22 protein-coding genes are annotated in these 25,370 nt (G+C 58.8%); 8 read left to right on the top strand and 14 right to left on the bottom strand.

The window, feature by feature from the left end:
• The first annotated feature begins 23 nt into the window (after window positions 1-23).
• Both uvrA and GRI41_RS07130 read left to right on the top strand, forming a co-directional pair.
• The gene (gene uvrA / locus GRI41_RS07135; RefSeq protein WP_160604028.1) at window positions 24-2,951 is read left to right on the top strand and encodes an excinuclease ABC subunit UvrA; all 2,928 of its coding nucleotides are present in this window, start codon (window positions 24-26) and stop codon (window positions 2,949-2,951) included.
• A gap of 2 nt (window positions 2,952-2,953) precedes the next feature.
• The gene (locus tag GRI41_RS07130; RefSeq protein ID WP_160604027.1) at window positions 2,954-3,424 is read left to right on the top strand and encodes a CYTH domain-containing protein; all 471 of its coding nucleotides are present in this window, start codon (window positions 2,954-2,956) and stop codon (window positions 3,422-3,424) included.
• On the opposite strand, the gene GRI41_RS07125 is transcribed toward GRI41_RS07130, so the two are convergent.
• Window positions 3,421-4,710 (bottom strand): deoxyguanosinetriphosphate triphosphohydrolase family protein, encoded by a 1,290-nt coding sequence (locus tag GRI41_RS07125; protein WP_160604026.1) that lies wholly within the window; start codon window positions 4,708-4,710, stop codon window positions 3,421-3,423. The two genes, GRI41_RS07130 and GRI41_RS07125, sit on opposite strands and share 4 nt — an antisense overlap.
• A gap of 1,024 nt (window positions 4,711-5,734) precedes the next feature.
• Between GRI41_RS07125 and GRI41_RS14395 the strand changes: the two genes are divergently transcribed.
• Together GRI41_RS14395 and GRI41_RS07115 are read left to right on the top strand one after the other, a co-directional pair.
• On the top strand, window positions 5,735-6,580 hold the full coding sequence (locus GRI41_RS14395) for a hypothetical protein (RefSeq protein ID WP_160604025.1): 846 nt from the start codon (window positions 5,735-5,737) through the stop codon (window positions 6,578-6,580).
• A gap of 113 nt (window positions 6,581-6,693) precedes the next feature.
• Window positions 6,694-7,023 (top strand): hypothetical protein, encoded by a 330-nt coding sequence (locus GRI41_RS07115; protein WP_160604024.1) that lies wholly within the window; start codon window positions 6,694-6,696, stop codon window positions 7,021-7,023.
• 435 nt (window positions 7,024-7,458) lie between these two features.
• Here GRI41_RS07115 and GRI41_RS07110 read toward each other — a convergent pair whose 3' ends face one another.
• The 3 genes from GRI41_RS07110 to GRI41_RS07100 form a co-directional block, all read right to left on the bottom strand.
• Window positions 7,459-7,992, bottom strand: a complete 534-nt coding sequence (locus tag GRI41_RS07110; protein ID WP_235901078.1) for a septal ring lytic transglycosylase RlpA family protein — start codon at window positions 7,990-7,992, stop codon at window positions 7,459-7,461.
• 904 nt (window positions 7,993-8,896) lie between these two features.
• Window positions 8,897-10,111 carry an argininosuccinate synthase gene (locus GRI41_RS07105; RefSeq protein ID WP_160604023.1) on the bottom strand — a complete coding sequence of 405 codons (1,215 nt, stop codon included), beginning with the start codon at window positions 10,109-10,111 and terminating at the stop codon, window positions 8,897-8,899.
• Between the two features lie 73 nt (window positions 10,112-10,184).
• Complete coding sequence (locus tag GRI41_RS07100; protein WP_160604022.1) at window positions 10,185-11,435, bottom strand: class I SAM-dependent methyltransferase; 1,251 nt, start codon at window positions 11,433-11,435, stop codon at window positions 10,185-10,187.
• Between the two features lie 155 nt (window positions 11,436-11,590).
• Between GRI41_RS07100 and GRI41_RS07095 the strand changes: the two genes are divergently transcribed.
• Entirely contained in the window at window positions 11,591-12,925 is a 1,335-nt protein-coding gene (locus GRI41_RS07095; RefSeq protein ID WP_160604021.1) for an acyltransferase family protein, read from the top strand.
• A 230-nt stretch (window positions 12,926-13,155) separates the two neighbouring features.
• Here GRI41_RS07095 and GRI41_RS07090 read toward each other — a convergent pair whose 3' ends face one another.
• Window positions 13,156-14,064 (bottom strand): hypothetical protein, encoded by a 909-nt coding sequence (locus GRI41_RS07090; RefSeq protein WP_160604020.1) that lies wholly within the window; start codon window positions 14,062-14,064, stop codon window positions 13,156-13,158.
• A 74-nt stretch (window positions 14,065-14,138) separates the two neighbouring features.
• Window positions 14,139-15,482: an SAM-dependent methyltransferase gene (locus GRI41_RS07085; protein WP_160604019.1), complete on the bottom strand. Its 1,344-nt coding sequence runs from the start codon at window positions 15,480-15,482 to the stop codon at window positions 14,139-14,141.
• A 105-nt stretch (window positions 15,483-15,587) separates the two neighbouring features.
• On the opposite strand from GRI41_RS07085, the gene GRI41_RS07080 reads away from it, so the two are divergent.
• Complete coding sequence (locus GRI41_RS07080) at window positions 15,588-16,025, top strand: DUF1801 domain-containing protein (RefSeq protein WP_160604018.1); 438 nt, start codon at window positions 15,588-15,590, stop codon at window positions 16,023-16,025.
• A gap of 90 nt (window positions 16,026-16,115) precedes the next feature.
• On the opposite strand, the gene GRI41_RS07075 is transcribed toward GRI41_RS07080, so the two are convergent.
• Genes GRI41_RS07075 through GRI41_RS07065 form a run of 3 tightly spaced genes read right to left on the bottom strand, consistent with a single transcriptional unit; the run spans window position 16,116 to window position 18,381 of the window.
• Complete coding sequence (locus GRI41_RS07075; RefSeq protein WP_160604017.1) at window positions 16,116-16,880, bottom strand: molybdopterin-dependent oxidoreductase; 765 nt, start codon at window positions 16,878-16,880, stop codon at window positions 16,116-16,118.
• Window positions 16,877-17,569 (bottom strand): cytochrome b/b6 domain-containing protein, encoded by a 693-nt coding sequence (locus GRI41_RS07070; RefSeq protein ID WP_160604016.1) that lies wholly within the window; start codon window positions 17,567-17,569, stop codon window positions 16,877-16,879. Before GRI41_RS07070 ends, GRI41_RS07075 begins: the two co-directional genes overlap by 4 nt.
• Window positions 17,570-17,571: 2 nt before the next feature.
• Window positions 17,572-18,381, bottom strand: a complete 810-nt coding sequence (locus GRI41_RS07065) for an SDR family oxidoreductase (RefSeq protein WP_235901165.1) — start codon at window positions 18,379-18,381, stop codon at window positions 17,572-17,574.
• A gap of 76 nt (window positions 18,382-18,457) precedes the next feature.
• Here GRI41_RS07065 and GRI41_RS07060 point away from each other — a divergent pair, with 76 nt between their 5' ends.
• Window positions 18,458-19,303, top strand: a complete 846-nt coding sequence (locus tag GRI41_RS07060; RefSeq protein ID WP_160604015.1) for a PhzF family phenazine biosynthesis protein — start codon at window positions 18,458-18,460, stop codon at window positions 19,301-19,303.
• Between the two features lie 12 nt (window positions 19,304-19,315).
• On the opposite strand, the gene GRI41_RS07055 is transcribed toward GRI41_RS07060, so the two are convergent.
• From GRI41_RS07055 to GRI41_RS07035, 5 genes are read right to left on the bottom strand one after another with little or no spacing between them, the layout of a single operon-like run.
• Entirely contained in the window at window positions 19,316-19,969 is a 654-nt protein-coding gene (locus tag GRI41_RS07055) for an MOSC domain-containing protein (protein WP_160604014.1), read from the bottom strand.
• A 41-nt stretch (window positions 19,970-20,010) separates the two neighbouring features.
• Window positions 20,011-20,604, bottom strand: a complete 594-nt coding sequence (locus tag GRI41_RS07050) for a class I SAM-dependent methyltransferase (RefSeq protein ID WP_160604013.1) — start codon at window positions 20,602-20,604, stop codon at window positions 20,011-20,013.
• Window positions 20,601-21,845, bottom strand: coding sequence for a 23S rRNA (adenine(2503)-C(2))-methyltransferase RlmN (rlmN, locus tag GRI41_RS07045; protein ID WP_160604012.1), 1,245 nt, complete (start codon window positions 21,843-21,845; stop codon window positions 20,601-20,603). The genes GRI41_RS07050 and rlmN overlap by 4 nt, the downstream gene beginning before the upstream one ends.
• Before the next feature lie 52 nt (window positions 21,846-21,897).
• Window positions 21,898-22,428: an invasion associated locus B family protein gene (locus GRI41_RS07040; protein WP_235901077.1), complete on the bottom strand. Its 531-nt coding sequence runs from the start codon at window positions 22,426-22,428 to the stop codon at window positions 21,898-21,900.
• A 3-nt stretch (window positions 22,429-22,431) separates the two neighbouring features.
• On the bottom strand, window positions 22,432-24,390 hold the full coding sequence (locus tag GRI41_RS07035) for a lytic transglycosylase domain-containing protein (protein ID WP_160604011.1): 1,959 nt from the start codon (window positions 24,388-24,390) through the stop codon (window positions 22,432-22,434).
• A 94-nt stretch (window positions 24,391-24,484) separates the two neighbouring features.
• Here GRI41_RS07035 and dapA point away from each other — a divergent pair, with 94 nt between their 5' ends.
• Window positions 24,485-25,366, top strand: a complete 882-nt coding sequence (gene dapA, locus GRI41_RS07030) for a 4-hydroxy-tetrahydrodipicolinate synthase (RefSeq protein WP_160604010.1) — start codon at window positions 24,485-24,487, stop codon at window positions 25,364-25,366.
• Window positions 25,367-25,370 lie beyond the last annotated feature (4 nt).

The following is a 25,370-nucleotide window of genomic DNA, read 5'->3' as shown; positions in this document are numbered from 1 at the left end:
CAACACTCCCCAAATGCTTTTGCATGGCACTCACAAAAATCTCCGTGCGGGGCGCCCGCGAGCATAATCTTAAAGGGATCGATATCGATCTGCCGCGCGATGCGCTGATCGTGATTACCGGGCTGTCGGGCAGCGGGAAGTCGTCGCTCGCCTTTGATACGATCTATGCCGAGGGGCAGCGGCGCTATGTCGAGAGCCTGAGCGCCTATGCGCGGCAATTCCTCGAGATGATGCAGAAGCCCGATGTCGAGCACATCGATGGGCTGTCACCGGCGATCTCGATCGAGCAGAAAACCACCTCGCGCAATCCGCGTTCAACCGTCGCCACGGTGACCGAGATTTACGACTATATGCGGCTGCTCTGGGCGCGGGTGGGGGTTCCTTACTCGCCGGAGACGGGCAAGCCGATTGAGGCGCAGACAGTCTCCAACATGGTCGACCGGGTGATGGAATTGCCCGAAGGGACGCGGCTCTATCTGCTCGCGCCGGTGGTGCGTGGGCGCAAGGGTGAATATCGCAAGGAGCTGGCCGAATGGCAGAAGGCGGGTTTCACTCGTGTTCGGATCGACGGCGAGCTTTACGGAATCGAGGAAGCGCCTGCGCTCGACAAGAAGTTCAAGCATGACATCGAAGTGGTGGTGGACCGCCTGGCGGTGAAGGAAGGGCTTGAGACGCGGCTGGCCGACAGTTTCGAGACCGCGCTGAAGCTGGCCGACGGGCTGGCATATGTCGATTTGGCCGATGGTGTGGTGCCTGGACGTGAGGACGAGGAAGCATCGGGCGGCGCAATGAAAGGCGCGGGCATCCCCGCCAACCGCATTGTGTTTTCGGAGCGGTTCTCTTGCCCCGTCAGCGGTTTTACGATCGAGGAAGTCGAACCGCGGTTATTCTCTTTCAACTCCCCCCAGGGCGCGTGTCCTACTTGCGACGGGCTGGGGGAGAAACAGCTGTTCGATCCGCAGCTGGTGGTGCCCAATGAAGCGCTCAGCCTGAAAAAAGGCGCGGTGGTGCCGTGGGCCAAGTCCAACCCGCCATCGCCCTATTACATGCAGGTTCTGGGCAGTCTGGCGGCGGAATTCGGCTTCGATCTCGACACGCCGTGGAGCCAGCTGAGCGCCGAGCATCAGGACATTATTCTCAATGGTACCAAGGGGCAGCGCGTCCCGCTGACGTTCAAGGACGGGCGCAAGCATTACACCGTCAACAAGGCGTTCGAGGGCGTGCTGGGCAATCTCAACCGCCGGATGCTGCAGACCGACAGCGCGTGGATGCGCGAGGAGCTGGGCAAGTTCCAGACCAGCCAGCCATGCGAGAGCTGCGAAGGCGCGCGGCTCAATCCCAAGGCGCTCGCGGTGAAGATCCCCAGCGCCGACGGCCCGACGCATATCAGCGCGCCCACGCGGATGTCGGTCAGCGATGCGAAGGAGTGGTTCCTTGAGCTCGATAGCCATCTCAACGAGCAGCAGAGCCAGATTGCGAAAGCAATCCTCAAGGAGATCAACGAGCGGCTCGGCTTCCTCGACAATGTCGGGCTCGATTATCTCAATCTCGACCGCACCAGTGGCACCCTCTCGGGCGGTGAGAGCCAGCGCATCCGCCTCGCATCGCAAATCGGCAGCGGCCTCTCCGGCGTACTCTACGTTCTCGATGAACCCTCGATCGGCCTGCATCAGCGCGATAATGACCGGCTGCTCGAAACGCTCAAACGCCTGCGCGATCTGGGCAACACGGTGATCGTGGTCGAGCATGACGAAGATGCGATCCGCCAGGCCGATCATGTGGTTGATATCGGCCCCGGCGCAGGCGTGCATGGCGGCGAGATTGTCGCGCAGGGCACGCTCAAACAGGTGATGAAGGCGAAGAATTCGATGACCGCCGATTACCTCACCGGCCGCCGCGAAATCGCCATCCCCACCACGCGCCGCAAAGGCAATGGCCACAGCCTGACGGTGAAGGGGGCGAAGGCGAACAACCTCAAAAATGTCACCGCAGAAATCCCGCTCGGCACCTTCACCTGCGTCACCGGTGTATCGGGCAGCGGCAAGTCCAGCCTCACTATCGACACGCTGCATGCCGGCGCGGCGCGGGCACTCAATGGCGCGCGAGTGATCGCGGGCGCGCATGACAGCATCACCGGCCTCGAATATTGCGACAAGGTCATCCAGATCGACCAGTCCCCCATCGGCCGCACCCCGCGCAGCAACCCCGCCACCTATACCGGCGCCTTCACCAATATCCGCGACTGGTTCGCGGGCCTGCCCGAAAGCGGCGCGCGCGGGTACAAGCCGGGGCGCTTTTCATTCAACGTCAAAGGCGGCCGGTGCGAGGCATGCAAGGGCGACGGGCTGATCAAGATCGAAATGCACTTCCTGCCCGATGTCTATGTGACCTGCGAGGAATGCGGCGGGCGCCGCTACAACCGCGAAACGCTGGAAGTGAAATTCAAAGGCCTCTCCATCGCCGACGTGCTCGATATGACGATCGAGGATGCGGAGGAGTTCTTCAAAGCCGTCCCCCCGATCCGCGACAAGATGGCGATGCTCAATGAAGTCGGCCTCGGCTATGTCAAAGTCGGCCAGCAAGCGACCACCCTGTCAGGCGGCGAGGCGCAGCGCGTGAAACTCGCGAAAGAACTCAGCAAACGCAGCACCGGACAAACGCTCTACATCCTCGACGAGCCGACGACGGGCCTGCATTTCGAGGATGTGCGCAAACTGCTGGAAGTGCTGCACCGGCTGGTGGAGCAGGGGAATTCGGTGGTTGTGATCGAGCATAATCTGGATGTGATTAAGACTGCGGATCACGTGCTGGACCTTGGGCCTGATGGTGGTGTGCGGGGCGGGGAGATCGTTGCTGAGGGTACGCCGGAGGAGGTTGCGAAGGTGAAGGGGAGTTACACCGGGCAGTATTTGAAACCGATGCTGGATCGCGCGATGGAAGCGGCTGAGTGAATATGGTCGAGATCGAACGAAAGTTTTTGGTGATCGGCGATACTTGGATGCACGGGGTTACCAAGAAAACCGATATAACGCAGGGCTACCTATCAAGGAGCGATGGCCGATCCGTAAGAATTCGTACGATGGATGAAATGGCATTCATCACCATCAAGGTTGGCAAGGATGTCACGGCTCGACAGGAGTTCGAGTTTGAGATGCCATTTGAGCTAGCGACTAGCTTGCTTGGATTTTTGGACGGCGATGAGTTGATTAAGAAGACCCGTCATTTAGTTCCGTTGACTGAACGCCTTGCTTTTGAAGTCGACGAGTTTCACGGAGAATTAGACGGTCTACTTTTGGCTGAAATTGAGTTGCAATCAGTGGGGCAGAGGTTTCCGAGGCCGGAATGGCTCGGCGGCGAGGTCACACATGACCCCGCTTTCTTAAATGAGAATCTTGCCCGTTCTTACCCGCAGATTCCTAGCTAGCGTACAATAGGATCAAGCACTGATCCTGCTGTCGTTCCCGTCAAGCGAGCGTGCAGCCTTACAGTCTCACTTTCGGTCAGACTAGAAATGCAGTCGCAAACAAAACGGGCATCGTCCTCCTCCGATAAGTCGCGCAAGTATTGCAATCTGACAGGGAGCCAGTTTGGCGTCTTCCCGCTTTTTGCCTCAGCCTTCAAAATCTCATAGAGCTTGGTTAAGACTTCGCGTTGACCACGTTGCTGCGCCATCAAAGTCGGGCTCGAGATGATATAGTCTCGGGTGATTTGCTTCAGTAGATCGACCTCATCACGAGACCGCGGGTCGATCGTGATGTTCTTGGCTGAATCAGGCTTGTTGAGCTTTGGCGCCACTATGAATTTTCCGATGAAATCCGATGTCATGCGGCGCAATTGTTCTCTCTGCTCGCGACTGCCGTCGTAGCGGCTTAGCAAGAGCGTCTCAAACTTGCTCATTCCAATTGCTAGTTCTTCCCACACCTTAGTTAAGCGCTTTCTGTTCTTCTCGTTCGCCGCGCCTTGCGCTTGCGCAGCGTGTGCGATTACGTCCGAGGGGTCTTCAAAGATATTTGCCCACGGGATCGCATTGCATCGTTGGAAGTCTTCGAGGTCGTGCACTGAGTATGCTACGTCGTCACACCAATCCATGAGATCGGCTTCTAAGCTTCGCTCATTGTCTGCAAAGCCTTCGCGGGCAAAATCAAAATCTTCTTTCTCAGATTTATAAGCAGACCATTTCCGCGAAGCTTTGCCTGTTTTCTGCCACATCCATGGGTATTTGAGCGTCGCGTTCAGTGTTGCTCGCGTTAGGTCTAGCCCAGGCTCTGTGTCGTCGGGAAGCCTGACTGCGAGTTTCGTGAGTATGCGGAAAGATTGAGCATTGCCTTCGAAACCACCGGATTGTCCATGATCTTGAACCAAGTCATGCAACACCTTTTCGCCCACATGCCCAAACGGAGGATGACCTAGGTCGTGAGCAAGGCAGGCAGCCTCAACTACCTCCTCGTCAAGACCCCAGTGACGCGCCTCGTCCGCTTGTGTCTTCTTAAGATGTTGTGCAAGTCTTCGCCCAATCTGAGCGACTTTTATGCTGTGTTGCTGACGCGTATGGAAAACGTCGGCTTCGCCGGCGCGCACGATTTGTGTGATCCCGGCAAGCCGTTGGAACGCCGAAGAATAGAGAATTCGGTCTCTATCTTTTTCGAAGGGCGTTCTTTGATCGTTTGACTTTTGTTTATGACGACGATCTTCGCGCTTTAAATTAGCCATTTAAGGCTGTTAAGCTACTTGCCTCTCTTCGTCTAGACTGAGCGTCCAATCGCGCTCTACACGCAATCTTCCACGATCAGTCGCTCGCTGTATTGCCAGCTCGCATCTACTTTTACTGTGACCACCGGCAATAAGTGTGTCTCTGAGTTCAATCGCGGTAGCATTCCCGCCTAGCCCTGCCAGTGCTTCTACAACTTCGTCGTCCGACGGTATCTCTAGGTTCGTCACGGCCCGGCTCCCTCTGGCGTTGGACAAACGCGCCCCTGCCCGGTAGTGACCGAGCGGTGCGTGTTTGTGAATAATTGCTAAGGACACGATGAGTTTGTCATCGAATTTGACAGCGATTGTTCATCGTAGCCACCATCAAGTTGTCCCGTCTGTTAACAAACTAAAGACCAGATTCGGGACAAAGTGTCAACGAACCAATCGTGAACGTAGTTAGTTTCTCACATATATGTGTGAGGGTTGTCACACCAATAATGGCCGCTGGTTTGCCGCGATTTTGCGATAAACGGTCTAGTTGCAAGCCTAATACCATTCTGTCCTACACGCCCCATTCTGTATAGCTAACTCGGTTCCCTTGCTCACAAGCCCATAGGTGAACCATGAAAGTTGTTTGTTCTAACCCTCAGTCGCCGGGCGGAATGCATCCGCATTCCTTGGCTACCTCGCATAAGCTCGGGCGCGCGGTCGCGCTTGCGATCCGTCTGGGTCGGACCGGAGTTGTGCCTCCCACAAGGTTGGGAGGTGTGGCATGAGCTTTATCTCTGCTGCGCAGATTCGGGCGCAGAATGCTGCTCTTCGGGCTGCGGATTTGGGGGTGGGGGAGGGATCGGCACAACCTCTTCGTGCCTTAGCGTCTTCGTGTGAACCCAAATCGGACGATGCCGAGAGCGCCAGCTCCGAAGCTTCATGCGCTACGGCTCCGCCACCACCTCCAACCCCCTCCTCTGGAAGCGAAGCTGACCCGCAGGGTCAACAAGAGGGGGCTAGTAGGTTCAACCTCCCGGCCCTGATCGACGCATTGCCATCTGACTCCACGCGTCCCGCACAAACGCAGTTCGATCTTGCGGCGCAGACGGTGTTTCTTGAGGCGCTGGCGACGTTCGGCTCGGTGCGGTCGGCGGCGCGCAGGGCGGGGCATTCGCATCAGTCGGCCTATCGCATGCGGCGCTCCAGCCGTGCGTTCCGGCGGGCGTGGGATGCGGCGATGTTGGTGGCGCGCGAGGGGGCTGCGGGGGAGCTGGCCGAGCGGGCGATGAACGGGGTGGAGGAGCCGGTGTTCTACCACGGCGAGGAAGTCGGCAAGCGCAGGCGCTATTCAGACCGGCTTCTGCTCGCGCATCTGGGGCGGCTCGACAAGCTGGCGGCGAGCGAGGATGCAGCGGCGCTGGCGGAGGATTTCGATGCGATGCTGGAGCGGTTCGGGAAGGGGGAGGAGCTGCGGGATGAAACGTCTCCCGCACTGTCTCCACAGCCCGAACGGAATTCTGATCAGAACAGTGGTCCAAGTGGTCCATGTCTCTCCGAAACCGAAGGGAGTACCGCGCCGCCATGCCCCAATTGCGGCGGGGCTTGCGATGTTCCGTTTGCCCATGTTCGGGGGCTTTTGGGGCCGGAGGATTGCCAATGGTTCGGTAACCGGCTGGAGCGGATGGACGCCGCGCGTCCTTTGGGCGCGAAGAATCCGCACGAGCTGGCGGCGGAGGCTGTCCCCAAATGTGGCGAGCTGCGCCCCGATCCGATCGACCATGCGGGCGCGATCGAGGCGCTCCAGCTCGAAGCGTTCGAGGCGGGCGTGCATGAGTGGTGGCTGGTAACGGGGGAGGAGGAGATGCTGGCGTCCTGTGCGGGGGAGTCTTCTGATTGAGAGACATATCAAAACGTAAAATTTCCGGTTTGCGGTTGCCAAAGCCGCGTGGGTGCGACAACATCGGGCAGAATTCAGAGCACAGATCAATGGAATCAAATAGGGGATTACACATGACTACTTTTACCAGCATCCTAAAAGCCACTCCTGTACTTGCCGGCGCGGCGCTGCTTGCGGCTTGCGGATCGGTTGCCGATGATGACGCGGCGATGAAAGTATTCAGCGACACCTGCATGAAGGAATTCACCGAAGCGGGCGGCCCGGCAGCGATGGCGGAAGGTTTCTGCGAATGTTCTTCGAAAGCTGTGGCTGATCAGGGCCTGACCGCTGCTGATATGCTCGATCAGGAGAAAATGACCGCAATCGGCGAAACTTGCGCCAAGGAAATGATGGCTGCAGAAGGGGCAGCTGCACCAGCTGCAGAAACCGCGCCTGCCGAATAAGCAGCGCCAAGCAATCCGGCCAGACATTCTGGCTATCAAAGCCCCGCTCACCCCAACCGGTGGGCGGGGTTTGCTGTTTGCGGCACAGATTGGGTGATTTTGTGGTGAATCGCGACGCATTTATACAATACGGATGTCTGCGTAGCGCGTTGTAACAAAGCTCTGGCAAGCAACGGAGCGCCTCTGATGAGTGAAGAACAATCGATCCCGTGTCCCCATTGCGGTTTCGAATTTCTGATAGATCCCAGAGACATGCTGGCCGGGGGGCTATGCACATGCCCGACCTGCAAAAAGCGCGTTGGCCTGAAAGATGGTGCCGAGGGGATGGCCAGCAATACGATGGCGCGGCTTAGGGGATTACAAGAAGCGGTGGGGAAACAGTAAACGCGCCAAGCGACCTTGGTTTAGGTCCTGCCTTCGTTAGACTAGTCGGTCTTACCCGATAATATCGAGTTCAACGCGGCCGTGACCGCGGCTGATAATGCCGATTTCGCCCGCTGCAGCGCGGCTGAGATCGATGGTCCGTCCGCGAATGAAAGGGCCGCGATCATTGATCCGAACCACAACCGCCTTGCCGTTGCGCGGATTGGTCACGCGAACACGGGTTCCGAAGGGCAGCGTTTTGTGCGCTGCGGTCATCGCGTTCATATTGAACCGCTCACCATTGGCGGTTAGCCGGCCATGAAAGCGGCGTCCATAGTAGCTGGCGACACCGGTCCCGAGTGAGCGCGTCTCTGGCTCTTCCTCAATCTCGATTGGCGGGTCGATCTCGGTGATGTCGACGACATTGCCTTCTGCCTCGGGCGCCTCGGGTAGCGTCTCGAAAGTCTCGAAACTCGCGACAAAGCTGGCCGCGACCTGGGGCTCCGATTCTTCAGCGAAAGCGGATCCGACCATTGGCAGCGGCAATACACCGACCAATGCTACCAGCGCGAGGCGCCGCGAAAAGGAACTCTTTGCTTTAGACATATTCTGACCCCATTGCCGAACGGGGCGCTCTGTACTTGCGGAATTGCAGGCTCTCCAAATGTAAACAACGGTTTATCGCTGACTCGCCTCGCTTCATCGGAGAATCGAGCGGAAAACGGGTTATACGGACTCGTTATACCGGGCTGTCGCATGGCGGATTTGCCGGAATGATCGTGCAGTAGTGCGGAAAGCAAGGGCAACCGCACGGAAAACGAATCGCGTTTCCGAAATGCCTGCCTTGATCATTTCGAGGGAGGTATTGGACCCCAAAAGCAAATGGGGCCGGTATTGCTACCGACCCCACTCTTACCGGGCGTGGACTGCTTCGATGATCTGTCTTGCGACTTCTCATCATTGGAGCACTTGGCCTCCGGTGTTTTCCCGTTCCTACCTTTGGTCTTGCGACCAATCTTCGGTTCGGTTCTGTCACCGGCGCTCGCACCGGCATCCGGTTCCTTCGTGCAATCTTCCTGATCCGAAGATCAATCCGCCTGCCTTCCGGTTCCGCAGCCGTCCATTCCTTATTGGCCTGCCATCTCAAACAGCTCCGTTTCCACCGAAGTTTCCACTTTGCCTCAACGCAGGGCCGGAATATTCGGCCAAACAGCGGCATGCTTTCGCGTTCCTTTCAAACGGTTTCCCTACCTCCAGCCGAAGCTTTCGCCAGGTGTTCCTCGAGGACCGCGCGGACAGTAACCGCTGCCTCGAAATGGTTTGAAAATCTCATTTATTTCAAGTCGTTAAACCGTCAATCAATGAGGCTTTCTTGCCTTTCGATAAGGTGAAGCTGCGCCTCAAAACTGAGTCGCGCAAGCATGATTTGGCCTACTTATCCACTTTTTGCGGATTCACTTGTGGACGCGAGTGGATAACTCAACCGCTCGTCGAATCGATTGATCGGTTTCTATCGATCGCGCTTGGCAAGCAGTTTCAAACGCAAGGCATTGAGCTGAATGAAGCCCGCCGCATCCTGCTGGTCGTAAGCGCCCGCGTCATCCTCAAAAGTCACATGCTGTTCTGAATAAAGGCTGTTGGGCGATTTGCGCCCGACGACATCAGCATTGCCTTTGTAGAGCTTCATGCGAACGGTGCCGCTGACTTTCTCCTGGCTCAGATCGATCGCCGCCTGCAGCATCTCACGCTCGGGGCTGTACCAGAAGCCATTATAGATCAGCTCTGCATATTTCGGCATCAGTTCGTCTTTGAGGTGTGCTGCACCGCGATCCAGTGTGATCTGTTCGATCCCCCGATGCGCGCGGGCGTAAATTTCGCCGCCCGGAGTTTCGTACATTCCACGTGACTTCATTCCGACAAAGCGGTTCTCGACCAGATCAAGCCGGCCGATACCGTGTTTGCGGCCAAGGTCGTTCAATGCGGCCAACAGCGTTGCCGGGCTCATCGCCTCGCCGTTCAAGGCGACACCGTCGCCCTTCTCGAAATCAATCGTGACATATTCGGGCGTGTCGGGCGCGTTTTCGGGATTGTCCGTTCGCGAGTAGACGTAGTCGGGCGTCTCATCCCACGGGTCTTCGAGCACTTTGCCTTCGCTCGATGTGTGAAGCAGGTTGGAATCGGTGGAGAAGGGGCTTTCACCGCGCTTGTCGGTGGGTACCTTGATCTGATGCTTTTCCGCCCAAGCGATCAGTGCGGTCCGGCTGGTTAGATCCCATTCACGCCACGGGGCAATGACTTTGATATCGGGGTCAAGCGCATAGGCGCTGAGTTCGAACCGGACTTGATCGTTGCCTTTGCCAGTGGCGCCATGGGCGATGGCATCAGCCTGGGTCTCATGCGCAATCTCTACAAGGCGTTTGGAAATCAGAGGGCGGGCAATGCTGGTGCCCAGCAGATAGTCGCCTTCATACCGCGCATTGGCGCGCATCATCGGGAACACAAAATCTCTGACAAATTCCTCGCGCACGTCTTCGATGAAGATATGTTTGTCGGGGATGCCCATCGCACGCGCTTTCGCACGCGCAGGTTCAATTTCTTCGCCTTGGCCAAGATCGGCGGTGAAAGTCACCACTTCGCAGCCGCGCTCTACCTCAAGCCATTTTGCGATCACGCTGGTGTCTAGGCCGCCCGAATAGGCAAGGACGACGCGTTTGATGTCAGACATGGGGCACTCCGATGAATAGGCGTCTGGTTGGTAAGCGGGGCCGCTATCAGCGCGCGCCGCACTTCACAATGAATTATGGCTTTTGCAGCATGTTGGTTTCGTTGTCCGCCAGATAGTCTCGCGTGATCGGCAAGGCATGTCTGCTGCGGCAATATTGGATCTGGAAATTGCACATCCCGCCATGTTCGAAGGCCGCAGTCGCCCCGGCGAGGTAGAAGGTCCACATCCGGTAGAAGCGTTCATCGAACATCGCGACGATCGCTTCGCGGTGTTCTTCGCACCTTTTGTACCATTCGCGCAGCGTCTTGGCGTAGTGCAACCGTAATATCTCGATATCGCTGGCGATAAGGCGGAATTTCTCGCTCGCTTCCATCGTTTCGCTCAGCGCGGGAATGTAACCCCCGGGGAAGATATATTTGCGGGTGAAGGCATCGGTGGTTCCCGGGCTGCCGAGGCGACCGATCGTGTGCAGCAGCATGACGCCATCGGCTTTCAGCAGATTGGCGCAGCATTCAAAAAATTTCTCGAATTGCGGCCTGCCGACATGTTCGAACATGCCCACCGATACGATCCGGTCATAACGCGCGTCCCGTTTGGGCAAATCGCGGTAATCGACCAATTCGAACGTCACTAGGTCGCTGACGCCAGCGGCCTCGGCGCGTTCGGCGGCGAGCGCGAGCTGTTCCTCGCTCAGGGTGATACCGTGCACTTTCACCTTGGCGCGGCTGGCCAGAAATATCGCCATTCCGCCCCAGCCGCAGCCAATATCGAGAACTTCCTGCCCGGGTTCGAGGGCCAGCTTGGCGGCAATATGTGCGAGCTTGGCTTCCTGAGCCTCGGCCAGAGTGATGTCATCGGTGGGCCAATATGCGCAGCTATATTGCATATGCTCTGTATCGAGCATCAGCTTGTAGAGATCATTGCCGATATCGTAATGATGGGCGACATTGCGCTGCGATTTCATCGCGTTGTTGACCGATTCCAGTCCCGATCCGATCCGGTCACGCAATTTGCGAAGCGTGCTGGGGCTGCCGATTGTTCCGCCGCGATCCCACGGCGCATTGCCGCGAAGCAGTTCAACAAGCCCCATCACATCACCGCGTTCGATCACCAGCCGCCCGTCCATAAAGGCCTCTGCAGCGCCGAGGCGCGGGTCGAGGATGATATCGCGCGGAACTTTGCCATCGGTCAGGCGCAAGGCAATGTCGGGAAAGCCATCCTCCGGAACGCCAAATTCCGCTTGCCCGCCATCAGCAAATGTCACGCTCAATGTCCCGCGTTTGACAATGCTGCCGAGGTACTTTTTGACCAAGCTTTTGCTCATGTCCCCTCCTTTGGCTTCAGTGATAGAACATTCGTTGCGGTAAGGGGAAGCGTTACCGGCCAATCCTTGCAGCGAACGTTGGGTCTTCCTACCTCCAGTACGGAGAGGCTCTGAAATCTATGACGAATTCCGAACCAGCTGTGTCTGCGAATCCGGTGAAACGAACCATGTGGTCGAAGGCCCGTGAGATGGCCGAAATGGCGCCGCCTGAACGCAATCGTTATGTAGATTTCCTTCGTGCCTTCTCCATTCTCGCGGTTGTCGTTGGTCATTGGCTCGTCGCGGCACCCTATATGGATGAGAGCGGCGCGGTGCAGGGCGGTCACTTGCTCGGCATTCTTCCGTGGACGCAGTGGCTGACCTGGGGTTTCCAGGTGATGCCGATTTTCTTCCTTGTCGGCGGATTTTCCAACGGAATGAGTTGGACAGCAACCAAGAGGAAGGGCGGATATTATTCAGACTGGTTTGCCAGCCGTATCCAGCGCCTGATCAATCCCGTTTTCCCAGTGCTGCTGGTATGGGGCGTAATCGCATTCTTCGGCACCACCATGGGCATCGATCGCGACATAGTCCGCATGGCGACCCAGTTGGCGCTGATCCCCGTGTGGTTTCTGGCCGTTTATCTGCTCGTCACCGCGCTCACTCCGCTGGCAATATGGCTGTGGGAACGGCTCAGCGAGTGGTCGATGGCAGTGTTTGTCATTGCCGCACTGTTGGTTGACGGCCTGACTTTTCATTGGGGCGTTACCTATGTCAACTTCCTGAATTTCCTGTTTGTTTGGTTGGCGATTCACCAATTTGGAGTGGCCTGGCAGAACGGGTTTTTCGAGAAGTTCAGCAATGCATTGTGGTGCTTCTTGGCGAGCTTGCTTCTGCTTGTCTGGCTAGTGAGCGCAGACCTTTATCCGGTCGCGATGATCGGTGTGCCAGGTGCCGAGATCACCAATTCGATGCCGCCGACATTCGCTTTGCTGGCGCTGGGCGTGATGCAGACAGGCTTTGCGATGATGCTGCAGAAGCCGGCGCGAAAGATGCTGGAGAATATCCGCATCTGGACCGGGGTGGTGCTGATGAACGGAATGATCATGAGCATCTATCTGTGGCATCTGACCGCCTTCGTTCTGGTGATGATTGCCGCGCGGTTGCTGGGCGGGGTGGGGCTCGAAGTCGCGCCTGGCAGTGCGCAATGGTGGATAACGCGGCCGGTCTGGTTTGCGCTGTACGTCGCCGTCACATTGCCGCTGATCATGCTGTTTGTCCGGTTTGAAAGAGGCAGCCTTGGCGGTGGAGCCAAGCGCGATTTTCCGGTTCCGCATTGGCGGCTGGTGCTTGGTATGGTGCTGATCTGCACCGGCCTCGCCATGACAGCCGCGATCAGCATCGCCAGCCCGGAGGGTGTGACGGGTGTCAGGCTGTGGGTCGTAGCCTTGCCATTTGTTGGTGCCGCATTGGTCGGGTTCGGGCCGGTTTACCGCATGGTGAAAGGTTAGAAACCATCCGATTCGCAGCGTGACGATGGCAATTTCGCGGGTTTAGTTGATGAAGTACATCCGCTGTGCAGGCTTGTTGAAGCGGCGCCGCGGGTTTCGTGTGTTATTCGATTTTCAAAGAGCCGGCGCGAATATAGCGGGGCGCGGGCGTGTAGGAAAATCGCTGGAGAGAGCATAGTTCACGGCATCAAAGCGACGCCGCCTGAAACGCCGCCAACATTCCAGCGTTGTCAATTCATCTCGCGGCGCAATTCGGCAAGAAATTCGCGTTCCGAAACGCGCGTGGAACTGACCACCGGGTCGGTCGATGGCCAATAGGGTATCTGGCGATGATCGAGCGACTCTGTGTATTGGAATGTTTTCTTCTGCTTTGCCGAGTATGCATCGTAATAACACACGATCGGCGCAGAGGAATCGGTTTCTCTGAACAGCTTGGCGAAGATCTGGCCAAGCCTTGTCATCCATTTCTGTTCGCGGTCGACATTGCTGTCAAAATACGCCGTGCGATATTCGATGAATTCGCAAAAGCGGTTGCCCGAAATCGTGAAATAGAATTTCGACACCGCGAAAGCTTTTGACACCACAGATATGTTGGCATCGGTTACCCTAACCTCTTCATCCGCGAAGGGAGAATTCTTGTCGGGCAGACTGACGTTGAATGCGTATCGCGAAGTTGAAAAATTGGCAGGCTTCGCTGTGGGCGCGTAAAAGGTCATGGCCACGGATCGCTTCAACCCGATTTCGTTCATCTGGACCATTGCATCCGGTGTGACCAGAAAACTGACCGTTCCGGACTTTCTGACGCGGCGCAAAATCTTGTTGCTGTTCCTGCCCGAGTAGAACCACAGGCGATTGCCCTTCTCACCAATCAAATGTTTGTGATCGTCGACAATCCGGCTGGCTACTCTTTTGCGGTATTCGGCGCTGTATCTGGCCCCTGCCAATTCCATAATGTCGAGCAGTTCGCTGACCGTGATTCCCTCTTTGGCCCGGCGCTCAAAATCTGCGACTTCTTTCTCGCTAGCGAGAACAGGATCCTTGTCGATAGGCCGCTGCTGCGCTGCCGCGGGCGTTACGGAAGCGGCCACCGCACAGACAAGCGTGCAAAGCCACAGGACCGGATTACGAAGAACTGCCATACCAAAAATCCGCTTTCCCTATGCGAGGCTTTCGCCGTGCTCTCTCGGCTTCAAACTGGGTGTATTGTTCCGCCTCACTCCGCCGCCTCTCTCAACTCAGCACCCAAACTCCACTCGGGTACAACACCAGCTTCCCGCAACCGCGCACTCTCCTCGCCCATATACTCCCTCGTCATCGGGATCGCGTCGCGCTCTTTGACATAGAGCAATTGCCAGTTGACCAGCGTGCCATTGCGGAAGCTTTGTTCGGCGCCGGCGAGGTAGAACAGCCACATGCGGTAGAACACCTCGTCATACATTCGGGTGATCTCGTCCTTGTGCATGACGGTGCGGTTGTACCATTCCTCCAGCGTGTAGGAGTAGTGGAAGCGCATCGCCTCCACATCCATCACTTGCCAGCCGAATTTCTCGCTCTGCGTGACCAGTTCGGACAAAGCAGGGATGTAGCCGCCGGGGAAAATGTAAGTGCGCGTCCAAGCGTCGGTAATGCCCGGAGGGCCCGCGCGGCCGCAGCAATGGCTGAACATCACGCCGTCTTGTTTCAGCAGGCGCGCGGTGTGTTCGTAAAATTGCGGATAATGGATGGTGCCCACATGTTCGAGCAGGCCAACGCTGGAAATGCGGTCAAAGCCTTCCCTGTCTCCACTGCCGAAATAGTCGCGCGGGACATCGCGGTAATCCATCAGTTCGAATTTGACCTTGTCGGCCACGCCCGCCGCTTCGGCGCGTTCCTTGCAAAAGGCAATCTGATCGGGGGCGAGGGCGACGCCGAGCACTTCGCAGCCATACATTTCGTGCAAATACAGCGCGAAACCGCCCCAGCCGCAGCCAATATCGAGCACGCGCATCGGCTGACCGCCATTTTCTTCGGGCCGCTTCATGAACATCTTCGCGGCCATGTGTGCCTTCTTGTCCATCTGCGCTTGTTCGAGCGAAGTTGCATCAGGATCGCCGCGATAGTACGCCATCGTGTATTGGCGGTCTTCGTCGAGGAACAGCTCGTACAGGCGCCGCGTCAGGTTATATGTATGCTCGGCATTTTTGCGCGCGCTGCTGCGCAGATTGATCCCGTCCAGCTTGGCCTTGATCGCTTCGCCGGTCTTGCGCAGCACGCCCTTGGCCTGAATGGCCGCGTCACCCTGACGCTTGGTGTTCATGGTCACGAACAGGATCATGTCGCGGATATCGTGCGGTTCCTCGACCACCAGCCAGCCCCACATAAACGCCTCTCCCGCGCCCATTTGCGGATAGCGGGCGATGTGGTTGGCGGCTTTCTTGTTGGTCAGTGTGATGCGGATCGGCCCGCGATCATCCAATCCCTCGCCGGTGCCGAATGTGTATTCCTTGCCGTCGTGATCGGTCACCACCAGCGTGCCCGTATGGATCGCCGGTTTCAGGAATTTGCTCAAAAGCCACATGGATGGTCTGCCCCCGATATTGTTTTTCGCTATGCTTGGCGGGCACTGTGACAGCCGCTTGCGCTGTGTCAATCAATCGCGCATCCTGCACGCGGGAGAAGATTGATGAGCGAACCCAAAACACTGCCCACCGATGTTTCGGTAGAGGACTTTATCGAAAGTGTTGATCACGATCGCAAGCGCGAGGAAGCCAAAGTGCTTGATGCGCTGTTCCGCAAAGTGACGGGGCAGGAACCGCAAATGTGGGGCCCATCGATCATCGGTTACGGCACATATAACACCACCTATGCCAGCGGGCGCGATGTGACGTGGATGCGTGCCGGTTTCAGCCCGCGCAAGGCGATGCATTCGCTCTATCTGATGGGCGGATATTGCGACGAGCAATCGGGCAAGCGCCGCGATGCGCAGCTGGAACGGCTGGGCAAATATTCGCGCGGCAAAAGCTGCCTCTATGTCAACAAGCTGGCCGATATCGACATGGCTGTGCTGGAAGAAATGATCGGCGAGGATTGGGAAACGATGAACCGGATTTATCCGGAGTAAATACACGTCATCCCAGCGCAGGCTGGGATCGCTATCGGCCTTGTGATTTGCTCAAAACGACCCCAGCCTTCGCGGGGGTGACGGCGGATCTCAGATCCCAGCATACCACTGATAGCCATGATGATCTTCCCAATAGCCGCCTTGGCCTTCGCCGATATCCTCTAGGCTCGCCACGAGTTCGATTGCGGTCAGATATTTGGCGTGTTTGTAACCCAGCTGCTTCTCGATCCGCATTCTTAGCGGAGCACCGTTCTTGACCGGCAGCGGCTCTCCGTTGAGCAGATGCGCGACGATGGTCTGAGGGTGATAGGCATCGACCATATCGATGCTTTCGTAATAGGGGCCTTGGCGGAAGCTGTCGGCGCAGCGGAAGACCACGAAATTTGCGCCTTGCTGCACGCCTGCCGCTTCAAGCAAAGTGGAGAGCTGCGGGCCGGTCCATTCGCCGATCGCGCTCCAGCCTTCGACGCAATCGTGGCGGGTGATCTGCGTGCGCTGGGGCAGGGCACGGATGTTGTCCATGCTCAGCGACATGGGCGTATCGACCATACCGCGCACTTCCAGCCGCCAATCGGCGAACTGGTTCTCCATCGCCGCCTGATATTCAGGCGTATCGATTTCGGTGGTTCCGTTGCCGCGGAAATAGGGGGAGATGTCCTCTTTCTCGAACTCGCGCGCCAATGCCATGCGCGAGGCAAGCGAGCGGTGTGCTTTGCGGTGCCAATCTTCCGCAGCGTCCAGCAGGCCGGAACCGATCTTGGTTTCCGCCACTTTGGAACAGGCACCAAGGAACAGCGCGCCCATTCCCGCCAGCAGGCCGCGGCGCTTGATCTGGGGGCCGGTGCTATTTGTCATGGCTTGCCTCGCTGACCGGCTTTGCCGCCGGTGATCATATCGCCCACTTGCCGGATCGGGCCGGACAGCAGCACCAGAACCACATGCACCACGAAGAAGGCGAAGATTCCCCATGCGAAAATGAAGTGGAATGACCGCGCGCTTTGCCGCCCGCCCAGCATGTCCACCACCCAGGGCGCAGCGGGCTCAAAGCCCGGGCTGATGGCCAATCCGGTGATGATCATTCCGGGCAGAAAGATGCCCAACACCGCGCCGTAAGCGAGCCTTTGCAGGAAATTGTACTTGCCCTTGCCGTGGTCGAAATTGAGCTTCAGATGCGCGGTAATATCCGCCCATATCGCTTTGTAATACCACTCTTTTCGTGTGGTACGCAGCTCTCTCCAGAACCGCCCGGTAACGATCAGGGCAATCCACATTACCAGCAGGCCGAGGGCAAAGGGCCATGCCATCAAATTGTGCCAGTCGCGCGCGACCGCGAGATTGTAATGGTCTGGAATGGTCATCCAATGCGGAAAGCGCGGGACTTCCAGCCACGCATGTTCAGCGGCAAATCCCCAATCGCCCCAATAGAGCAGCCGGTGCGCGTTGGAGATATTGAGCCCCGACATAAACAGCACGGCGATGCAGACCAAGTTGAGCCAGTGCCATAGGCGCGTGATCAGCCCGTGCTTTCTGGCTGGCCGGGCCATGGTCAGCTGCCCACCGATGTTTGGCGGGCAAGGTAAATGACATCGCGCGGCTGATCGAGCAGATGCTGGCCGCTATCGATGAACAATGTCTCCCCGCCGGCCAGATGCCCCTCGGCGAGGAACAGCATGGCATCGGCAATCTCGCTGGCACCCGTTTTGCGCCGCAGCAGGTTGAGCACATGGCTGCGTTCGGTTTCCTCTGCGGTCTGGTCATGGCTCGCCAGAATTGCGCCTGGGGCCAGCCCGTAGACGCGGTCTTCCGGCTGCGCAGCCCCCTTGGCCAGCATCGCGATTGTCGCGTCCAAAGCGTGCTTGCTCATTGTGTAGGAGAAGAAATCGGGATTGGGGTTTTCCAGCTTCTGGTCGGTCACCTGGATGACCCTGCGCCCGCTATGTGCCCTGGCATGTTCGAGGAAGGCCTGCGCCATGCGCGCGGGGGTTTTGGCGTTAATCCGCATCACCCTGTCATACGTCTGCGAATCCATTGCGGTTACATCGTCATGGCGGAAGATGGAGGCGGAATTGACCAGCACGCGCCAATCATCGAGCCGCGCCGCCAGCGATTTGACCATCGCCACCGCGGCGTCGCTATCGGACAGATCGCAATGGATTGCCTCGGCTGAAGGAAGCTCGGCCGCCAGCGCCTCTGCCTCTGCAACCGAGCTGCCATAATGGATGATGACGTGCCAGCCGGCCTGGGCGAAGGCCCGCGCAATTTCGGCCCCGATGCGCTTGGCCGATCCGGTTATGAGAATTGCGGGTTTTGGCTTTTCGCCCATCTGAGGTCGGCTTTCATCCTGAAAAGAATTCATCATAACATGCGGCCCGTCCCAAGCGCTATAGGCCGGCAATGCTGCTGTCCACATCCCGCAACCGGAGGATATTTCGATGACGCTTGATCTTGTTGACGTGTTTGGCTCTGCGGGTTTCAAGGGCAATCCCTTGGGCGTGGTGCATGGCGCGCAGGGGCTCGACACCGCGCAGATGCTGCAGCTGACGCAGTGGCTGGGATTTTCGGAAACGACCTTCCTGCTGCCGCCCACAGATCCGGCTGCGGATTACCGCGTGCGGATTTTCTATCCGGCGGGCGAATTGCCTTTCGCCGGTCACCCGACGCTGGGCACGTGCCACGCATGGCTGGAGGCGGGCGGAACGCCGCGGAATGCGGGAACCATTGTGCAGCAATGCGAAGCGGGCCTGATCGAGATTCGCCGCGAGGGTGACATGCTGGCTTTCGCGGCCCCGGCTTTGACGCACGATGGTCCGCTGTCCGATGATGAACGCGCAGAGGCTATCCGCGTGACCGGCGCCGATCCAGATGCGATTGTCGAAGCCGTGCATGTCTGCAATGGGCCCAAATGGCAGCTGCTGCGCCTGCGTTCGGCAGAGGATGTTCTGGCGGCTCAGCCCGCTTTCAAGGCGCCGCCCGGTACCGATATCGGGCTGGCTGGACCGCATCCGTCGGGCGCGGAAGTGGACTGGGAACTGCGCGCCTTTTTCGCCAACCAGCACGGCGCGTTGGTAGAAGATCCGGTGACCGGCAGCTTCAACGCCGGGGTCGCGATGCATCTGTTCGGGGCGGGCTTGGCGCAGGACAGTTACATCGCCGCCCAAGGGCAAAAGGTCGGGGCAGAGGGGCGCATTCACTGCTCGCAAGATGCCGGCGGAAAAATCTGGATCGGCGGCCGCAGCGTCACGATTTCTCGCGGCGGCGATTTGCCAGCGCTCGCTTAAGCGCGTTTTGCCTTAGCCAAGGGCGGCGATTTTCTTGCGCGCTCCGCCGCGCCATGACGGGCCGAGCAATTCGCATTCTGCCATCGCTTCCAGTTCGGCAATCTCTGGCACGACCTTGGGATTGGCAATGCTCTGCAAGATGTGCTCGACGGTCCAGTCGCTCGCGCCGGTAGAGACCAGCTCTAGCCGGTCTCCCGCCTGCGCTTCGCCTTCTTCAATCACGCGGTAATACCAGCCCGATTTTCCCGATTTGATGATGGTCGCGACCATCGCTTTGCGCTGGAAGCGATGCTCTATCTTCCAGCAGGGCATGCGCGGCTGGCTGACTTCCACAACCGCGCTGCCAAGCCGGAACCGGTCGCCCAGCCTGACCTGGCTGTCGACCAGCCCTGATACGGACAAATTGCTGCCAAAGGCGCCCGGATCGTCAAGCAAGGGGTGATCGCCGATCTGGTCGCGCCAGAAGGCATGGTGATCGCGCGGATAATGGTGCACCGCCATATGCGGCCCGCCATGATGTGCGGGATCGGCTTGCTCGTCCCCGCCAAGGCCCAGCGTGGTGATCCGCACCGCGCCAGTGGCCGGGGTTTTGCCGATCGCGCTTTTTTCTCCATCGCGGAAAGCCTTGGCTTTGCCGGTCAGCAATGCATCCACGTGCCACGACATGCGTTCTCTCCAGCTTGCGCCTTCGGGGTGTAGCGGTGCCGTTAGCGCTTTGAAACGGTTATCGCTTGCCAATCCCTGACCGTGCCATCGGCACCCTTGCCGCGATATTGCTCGGACGAATGAATGGAAAGTCCGTTCGCTTCGTATAGCTCTTCAAGCCACTGCGCGGTGGGGAAATTGCCCAGCCGTCCCAGCAGATCGCGCCCTTCGCCATCGCCCAGCTTGTAATTGGCAAAGTGCCAGCCCGCTGGCCTGAGAGCGCGGTGGATCGCGGCGAAGATTGCCGAAAGATCGGCGCGCGGTGCGTGGAGCAGGCAGGCATGCGCCCACACGGCATCATAGCGGGCGAGGGCGGTCAGCTGGTCGAAGCGCATCACGCGCACGGGCCTGCCGACATGCTTTGTCGCCTCGGCGGCCATGGCAGGCGTGCCATCGGTCGGGTCGACATCGAAGCCGCGCTCCATAATGCGCAGAGTATCGCGCCCGCCGCCGCAGCCGAGTTCCAAAATCTCCGCCTTTGGAGAAAGCAGGTCGAGAAACGCATCTAGATGGCGGCTGTGGCCATGATCGAACGCTTTGACATAGCGCGGTGCCTCGCGCTGGTAATATTCGATCGTGGCTTGATCGGCGGTCAATCGGCAGTCGCTGCCGCCTCCGCGGCTTCGCGATCCCGTTCGGCCCGGCTTTTCTTTTGCGCTGCGGTTTTGAGCTGCCCGCAGGCGGCGTCGATATCGCGGCCGCGCGGGGTGCGGATCGGGCCGCTGATGCCGCTTGCGAAAATGATGTTGGAAAACGCCTTGATCCGTTCGGGGTCCGAACATTCATAGGCCGCGCCGGGCCACGGGTTGAACGGGATCAGATTGACCTTGGCAGGAAGATCATATTCGCGGATCAGGCGTACCAGTTCGCGCGCATCATCGTCGCTGTCATTCTTGTCTTTCAGCATCACATATTCAAACGTGATCCGCCGTGCATTGGACGCGCCGGGATAATCCGCGCAGGCTTTGAGCAGTTCTTCGATGCCGTATTTGCGGTTTATCGGGACAATCTCGTCGCGAATGTCCTTGGTCACGGCGTGCAGCGAAACGGCCAGATTGACGCCGATTTCTTCGCCGCATTTGTACATCATCGGAACCACGCCGCTGGTGGACAGGGTGATCCGGCGCTTGGACAGGGCAAGGCCTTCGCCATCCATCACCAACTGCAAGGCATCGCGGACATGGTCGAAATTATACAGCGGCTCGCCCATGCCCATCATCACGATATTGGTCAGCAGGCGGCCATCCGCGCGATATTCGCTTTCGCTTTCATCATCGGCAATGTCCATCCGGCCTTTGGGCCATTCGCCCAAAGCATCGCGCGCCAGCATAACCTGACCGACGATCTCGCCCGGCGTCAGATTGCGCACCAGCCGCATCGTTCCGGTGTGGCAGAATGTGCAATTGAGCGTGCAACCGACCTGGCTTGAAACGCACAAGGTTCCGCGCGTCTCGTCGGGGATGAAGACCATTTCGAACTCGTGACCGTCATCGGTTTTGAGCAGCCATTTACGCGTGCCGTCGGTGGAATGCTGCGCCTCGACAACATTGGGCCGTCCGACAACAAAACGCTCTGCCATCCAAGGCTGCATCTTCTTCGAAATGTCGGTCATCTGCGCGAAGTCGGTTGTGCCGCGATGGTAAAGCCAGTGGTAAACCTGTTTGGAGCGCAGCTTGGCCTGTTTGGGATCCAGACCCGCTTCTTCAAACAGCTGTTTGATCCGCGCTTTGGGCAGCCCCATCAGATCCACACGCCCATCGGCGCGCGGCGTGATGTCGCGTGCGACGGGGACGGGATCGACTTGTCCCGGGATCGACATAAGAGCTGTATCGGCCATGATTGGCCGCGATATAGGCGCGGCAGTGCAGGAAAGCTAGCGGTGCGCGTTATCAGCCCAGCCGCGCGCAACCGATGGTCGCCGCGTCCATTGCTGTGGCCGCGCCATCAAGATCGTAAGTGTTGGAAAAATTGCGTCCTCTGCTGTCTTTGGCGCGCACTGTCATACGGTTGGCGGAACGCATCGCCGCGACAATCGCCGCGTCCATTCGCCGGTCTTTGGCCCATGCGTTGCCGCCCGATCCGGTCAGCGCAAAGCTGCGCGTGCCGACTTTGAGTTCGATAGAGGAACCGCGCGCCAGATTGCGCGAAAGGCGGAAATGGATCTGGTTGCGGACTTTGCGCGCGGGCCATGTGCCGACGCTGGCGAAAGGGTTGTGATCGCGTTGCTGGCTGCTGGGCGCGGCTTTGGCGATGGCATAGCAGCGCGGTGTGTCCCTGTCGCGAAACGCGCCCCAATCGGAGAACACGCCCAAACTGTCTTTCGCCGCTGCAGCAGCGGGGGCGAAAGCAGCCAGACCGGCCGCCAACACGCATGCGATGACGCTTGCCGGCAGTCTGAATGGACGGGCTGCTGGCATCATGGCTTAGCGCAAATAAGAGCTGACCGGACGCGGATTTCCGAAGCGCGCTTTTTCCGGATAGAGATGTTCGTACACCACCGCGTTTTCGAGCACGCGTTGGACATAATTCTTGGTCTCGTAAATCGGAATGCGTTCGATCCAGGTGACCCAGTCAATGCTGCCATTGCGCGGATCGCCATTGGAACGCAGGAAGCGGTTCACATTGCCGGGGCCGGCATTGTAGGCCGCCACAGCCAACGGATAGGCGCCATCATAATAGCTCAGCATCCGCGCGAAATAGGCATCGCCAAGCTGGATGTTATAGCTCGGGCTGTCGATTAGGTCGGCGCGCATATACTGCATGCCCAGCTTGCCCGCCTGTTCGCGCGCGGTGCCGGGCATCAGCTGCATCAGGCCGCGCGCACCGGCGTGGCTGATCGCGTTTTGTGCGAACTGGCTTTCCTGCCGAGAGATCGCATGCACCATGGTCCAGTTGGTGCCTGGTGGTGTGTTCAAAGTCGGATGGCCGAAAGCGACAAAGTTCTTGTGCCCGTCTGCGCCCGCCGCTTCGGCGACGTTGACCGCCAGATCGCGGCGGCCGGTTTCGCGGGCGAGATCGGCGACAAGCGCGTGTTCTTCGGGCGTTTTCGCGGCTTGCGCGACGGTGCGGTAGAACTGGATGCCCGTGCTCCACGGCGCGTCGCGCGATACTTCGCGAACGGCGTTGGCGATGGGGGATGCGCTGAAGGCAGCGGCCTTTTGCGGGTCAATCGGCCCGTTAAATTGCGCCGCCAGCGAAGGCATGGGCTGGCCCAGCTTGTCCAGCGCGAGCATGCCGTAGAACCGGTCCGGGTAATCGGCCGCCATCCGGAAATAGCGTTCTGCGCCGGCACTATCGCCCGCGCGCTGCGCGGCGAGGCCCGCCCAGTAAAACCCTTTCGATCGGGTTTGCGGTGTTTGCGCGGCCGATCCGTAACGATAGAACAGTGGCGCTGCGGCCGATGCATCGCCCAGTTTCCACAGCGCTTCGGTGCCGCCGAGCCACATCAGCGAGGTGTAATCATCGCGGATACGGTAGCTTTTGGTGCGGATATCAACGCCCGGTTCGAACATGTCATCGACCTTGGCGGCGATTTGCTGCGCCTGACGGGCATTGCCGGTCCGCGCGAGTTTGAGCATTTCGATCAGCAGCGCTTCGGAATCGAAAGGCAGCGCGTCAAACTGCGGGCGAGTTGCGAGAATATTGACTGCGGTTCCGCCTTGCCCGCTGCTGCGGAAATGGCGGACCTGATTGTAGACAAAGCCCGCATCACTTCGCGCAGATGCCGGGATGGGCAGGCCAACGCTCGAGGGCTGGTCGCCTTTCAGATAGGCCAGACGCGCCATGTAAAGATCGCGCTTGGCGGGCGAAGTGCGGGTGATCTGGCGGCGCGCGCCTTCGAGGTCGTCTTGCCACAGCAGCGCATCCATCCGCGCATCGTGATCTGCCTGGCTAAACTGTGATCCGAACATACCGTCGAGATAGGCAGAGGACGGCCCGCTCATTTCGCCGCCGCGCCATGCTTCCAATGCCACACGCGGCGCTTCGGGGCGGCCAACCGCACCCAAAGCAAGCGCATAGCGCGCTTTCGCGCTGTTGGTCAGCGGCGGGTATTGGTCGAAAAACGCGACCAGACGCTCGCTGCTCACCGGTTCGTTATCGAGCGCGTTTTCCGCGCGGGTGCGCAGCTTGGCTTCCTGCGGGAAACCGGGATTGGCCAGAACGAAACCGGCGTAATCTTCAAACCGCATGCGCGGGTTGGCGTTTAGCTGTTCCCAGCGGCTGACAGCCTGCGCAGAGCGGGTCGGCGCGCTCGCGGCCATTTCCTGCCGGGCCTGGTCCCAGCTTGACGGGCTTTGCGCGCAAGTGGGCGCAGAAAAGGCCAAAGTAGGGATGGCAATAAGGGCGATCAGGGGAAGGGGTTTGCGGTCCATGCTGGACATAGTGGGTCACGGCTCCTTATCAGGCGCTGAATGAAACGCCTGCTGGTTGGGAATTTTTGCTGATTCTCATGAGGCTAAAGATAGGATTAGGCAAATGTTCTCCGGCTCAATTCCGGCTCTGGTGACTCCTTTTCGCGACGGATCGTTTGACGAGGGCGCTTTTCGCAAACTGGTCGACTGGCAAATAGAGTGCGGCAGCAAGGCTCTGGTGCCCTGCGGAACCACGGGTGAAGCCTCCACCCTGTCCAATGCCGAACATCACCGCGTGATCGAAGTCTGCATCGAACAGGCGGCGGGCCGCGTGCCGGTGATCGCGGGGTGCGGCAGCAACGATACGCAAAACGCTTTGCTGCACATGAATTTCTCCAAGAAAGCCGGGGCCAGCGCGGGGCTGTGCGTCGCGCCCTATTACAACAAGCCGAGCCAGGCGGGGCTGGTTGCGCATTTCAGCCATCTGGCAGAAAATTGCGACCTGCCGATTGTGCTCTACAACGTGCCGGGCCGGACGGTGACCGATATCGCGCCCGAAACGACGATCGAGCTGGCCAACAAGTTTCCTGACCAGATCGTGGCGATCAAGGATGCGAGCGAGGATCTCAGCCGTGTGGCCGATCACCGGATGGGCATTGGCCGCGATTTCTGCCAGCTTTCGGGCAATGACGAGCTCGCGCTGCCGTTCAATGCGGCGGGCGGCAAGGGCTGCATTTCGGTGACAGCCAATGTCGCGCCCGCACTATGCGCCGAATTCCAGAAGGCCTGCGCCGACAATGATCTGGTCGCCGCGCGCCGTCTCAATGACAAGCTGTACCCGCTGCATTACGCGATGTTCGAAGACAGCAGCCCCGCACCGGTCAAATATGCGATGAGCCGCGTGCTCGACTATATCACCGACGAAGTGCGCCTGCCGCTAACCAGCTGCAGCGATCACGCGCGCAAAGCGGTGGACGCCGCGCTGGAGCATGCGGAACTGGTATAAGCCG

The sequence above is a fragment of the Pontixanthobacter aquaemixtae genome (assembly GCF_009827395.1).
GTDB classification, from domain to species: Bacteria; Pseudomonadota; Alphaproteobacteria; order Sphingomonadales; family Sphingomonadaceae; genus Pontixanthobacter; species Pontixanthobacter aquaemixtae.
Note: the sequence above shows the minus strand (reverse complement) of the source record. Positions and strands in the feature narration are given on the sequence as shown.

Excerpts from the sequence above, each read along its gene's own strand:
- uvrA (WP_160604028.1), top strand. The coding sequence starts at position 24 with ATGGCACTCACAAAAATCTCCGTGCGGGGCGCCCGCGAGCATAATCTT.
- GRI41_RS07130 (WP_160604027.1), top strand. The coding sequence starts at position 2,954 with ATGGTCGAGATCGAACGAAAGTTTTTGGTGATCGGCGATACTTGGATG.
- GRI41_RS07125 (WP_160604026.1), bottom strand. The coding sequence starts at position 4,710 with ATGGCTAATTTAAAGCGCGAAGATCGTCGTCATAAACAAAAGTCAAAC.
- GRI41_RS07115 (WP_160604024.1), top strand. The coding sequence starts at position 6,694 with ATGACTACTTTTACCAGCATCCTAAAAGCCACTCCTGTACTTGCCGGC.
- GRI41_RS07110 (WP_235901078.1), bottom strand. The coding sequence starts at position 7,992 with ATGTCTAAAGCAAAGAGTTCCTTTTCGCGGCGCCTCGCGCTGGTAGCA.
- GRI41_RS07105 (WP_160604023.1), bottom strand. The coding sequence starts at position 10,111 with ATGTCTGACATCAAACGCGTCGTCCTTGCCTATTCGGGCGGCCTAGAC.
- GRI41_RS07100 (WP_160604022.1), bottom strand. The coding sequence starts at position 11,435 with ATGAGCAAAAGCTTGGTCAAAAAGTACCTCGGCAGCATTGTCAAACGC.
- GRI41_RS07090 (WP_160604020.1), bottom strand. The coding sequence starts at position 14,064 with ATGGCAGTTCTTCGTAATCCGGTCCTGTGGCTTTGCACGCTTGTCTGT.
- GRI41_RS07085 (WP_160604019.1), bottom strand. The coding sequence starts at position 15,482 with ATGTGGCTTTTGAGCAAATTCCTGAAACCGGCGATCCATACGGGCACG.
- GRI41_RS07080 (WP_160604018.1), top strand. The coding sequence starts at position 15,588 with ATGAGCGAACCCAAAACACTGCCCACCGATGTTTCGGTAGAGGACTTT.
- GRI41_RS07075 (WP_160604017.1), bottom strand. The coding sequence starts at position 16,880 with ATGACAAATAGCACCGGCCCCCAGATCAAGCGCCGCGGCCTGCTGGCG.
- GRI41_RS07070 (WP_160604016.1), bottom strand. The coding sequence starts at position 17,569 with ATGGCCCGGCCAGCCAGAAAGCACGGGCTGATCACGCGCCTATGGCAC.
- GRI41_RS07065 (WP_235901165.1), bottom strand. The coding sequence starts at position 18,381 with ATGAATTCTTTTCAGGATGAAAGCCGACCTCAGATGGGCGAAAAGCCA.
- GRI41_RS07060 (WP_160604015.1), top strand. The coding sequence starts at position 18,458 with ATGACGCTTGATCTTGTTGACGTGTTTGGCTCTGCGGGTTTCAAGGGC.
- GRI41_RS07055 (WP_160604014.1), bottom strand. The coding sequence starts at position 19,969 with ATGTCGTGGCACGTGGATGCATTGCTGACCGGCAAAGCCAAGGCTTTC.
- rlmN (WP_160604012.1), bottom strand. The coding sequence starts at position 21,845 with ATGGCCGATACAGCTCTTATGTCGATCCCGGGACAAGTCGATCCCGTC.
- GRI41_RS07040 (WP_235901077.1), bottom strand. The coding sequence starts at position 22,428 with ATGATGCCAGCAGCCCGTCCATTCAGACTGCCGGCAAGCGTCATCGCA.
- GRI41_RS07035 (WP_160604011.1), bottom strand. The coding sequence starts at position 24,390 with ATGTCCAGCATGGACCGCAAACCCCTTCCCCTGATCGCCCTTATTGCC.
- dapA (WP_160604010.1), top strand. The coding sequence starts at position 24,485 with ATGTTCTCCGGCTCAATTCCGGCTCTGGTGACTCCTTTTCGCGACGGA.